The organism is Pseudomonas sp. Pseusp97 (genome assembly GCF_047304025.1).
Taxonomy (GTDB): domain Bacteria; phylum Pseudomonadota; class Gammaproteobacteria; order Pseudomonadales; family Pseudomonadaceae; genus Pseudomonas.
Genome location: NZ_JBGLYK010000425.1, coordinates 1 through 1,590, shown reverse-complemented (window position 1 = coordinate 1,590; position 1,590 = coordinate 1). Strand labels below are relative to the sequence as shown.

Annotated in this window: 1 protein-coding gene; it reads right to left on the bottom strand. The window is 68.4% G+C overall.

From position 1 onward, the window contains the following. Positions 1-111 precede the first annotated feature (111 nt). The gene (locus ACCC94_RS29625; protein ID WP_413353154.1) at positions 112-1,425 is read right to left on the bottom strand and encodes an MFS transporter; all 1,314 of its coding nucleotides are present in this window, start codon (positions 1,423-1,425) and stop codon (positions 112-114) included. Positions 1,426-1,590 lie beyond the last annotated feature (165 nt).

Below are 1,590 nucleotides of genomic sequence, written 5' to 3'. Positions count from 1 at the left end.
GGGGGCCGGTTTTTTTTTTGTGCTGCCGGCTGCGCCTCCACCCGGGGGGTGCGGGGGGGGGGGGGTGGGGGGCCCGCCCCCCCCCCCCCGCTCCTACAGGAAGCTCATGCGTCAGCGGATATCGTTCAGGTCAGACTCGCGGGTCTCGCGCAGGCACAATACGGCCAGCAGGCTGAGCGCCGCTGCCACTGAGACATAGCCGCCCACCCAGCTCAGTCCGCCCATGCCTACCAGCTTCTGCGCGATGTATGGCGCCACCGAGGCGCCCAGTATGCCGCCCAGGTTGTAGGCCGCCGAAGCGCCGGTGTAGCGCACATGGGTGGGGAAGAGTTCCGGCAGCAGTGCGCCCATGGGGGCGAAGGTCACGCCCATGAGGAACAGTTCCAGCGACAGGAACACCGCCACTTCCACCGACGATCCCTGGCTCAGCAGCGGCTCCATGGCGAAGCCCGAGGCGATGGCGGCGAGGGTGCCGACGATCAGCACCGGCTTGCGCCCGAAGCGGTCGCTCAGCCAGGCGGAGACCGGCGTCGCGGCAGCCATGAAGAGCACGGCGATGCACAGCAGGCCGAGGAAGTCCTCGCGGCTGTAACCCAGGGTGCTGACGCCGTAGCTCAGCGAGAACACTGTGGAGATATAGAAGAGGGCGTAGCACACCACCATCGCCATGGCGCCCAGGAGGGTCGGCCGCCAGTGCCTGGCGAACAGCTCGGCGATCGGCAGGCTGGAACGCTCGTGGCGTTCCATGGCCTTGGCGAATACCGGGGTTTCCACCAGTTTCAGACGCACATAAAGGCCGACGATGACCAGCATGGCGCTGAGCACGAAGGGGATGCGCCAGCCCCAGGCGCGGAACTGCTCTTCGCTGAGCAGCATGGCTAGGCAGAGGAACAGGCCGTTGGCGGCGAGGAAGCCGATCGACGGGCCCATCTGCGGGAACATGCCGAACCAGGCGCGGCGGCCCTTGGGCGCGTTCTCCGTGGCCAACAGCGCAGCGCCGCCCCATTCGCCGCCCAGCCCCAGGCCCTGGCCGAAGCGCAGCACGCAGAGCAGGATCGGCGCCCAGGCGCCAATGCTGTCGTAACCCGGCAGCAGGCCGATCAGGGTGGTGGAGATGCCCATCAGCAGCAGCGAGGCGACCAGGGTCGATTTGCGTCCGATGCGGTCGCCGAAGTGGCCGAACAGCGCCGAGCCCAGCGGGCGGGCGAGGAAGGCGATGCCGAAGGTGAGGAAGGCGCTGAGCGCCTGGGCGGTGCCGGAAGTCTGCGGGAAGAACACCGGGCCGATCACCAGCGCGGCGGCGGTGGCGTAGACGTAGAAGTCGTAGAACTCAATGGCGGTGCCAATGAAGCTGGCCACCGCGACGCGGGTGGTGGAATTGGTCTGTTCGGCCGGTTGTGCGGCTTCGAGGGTGGCGCTGGTCATACGGGAATATCCCTGGCAGTCAGGCGCGGCGACGACTCTGGCGGTCGTGTCCGACGTTTCTTGAGGCATCGCCTGGTGCGAGTGCGAGCGCGGCCCGGGATCGGGGCAGGGTGGGCGCGGCTCGCGGCGGGTCAGGGCGAGGCCGGCTGCTTCGCAAGGCAACGA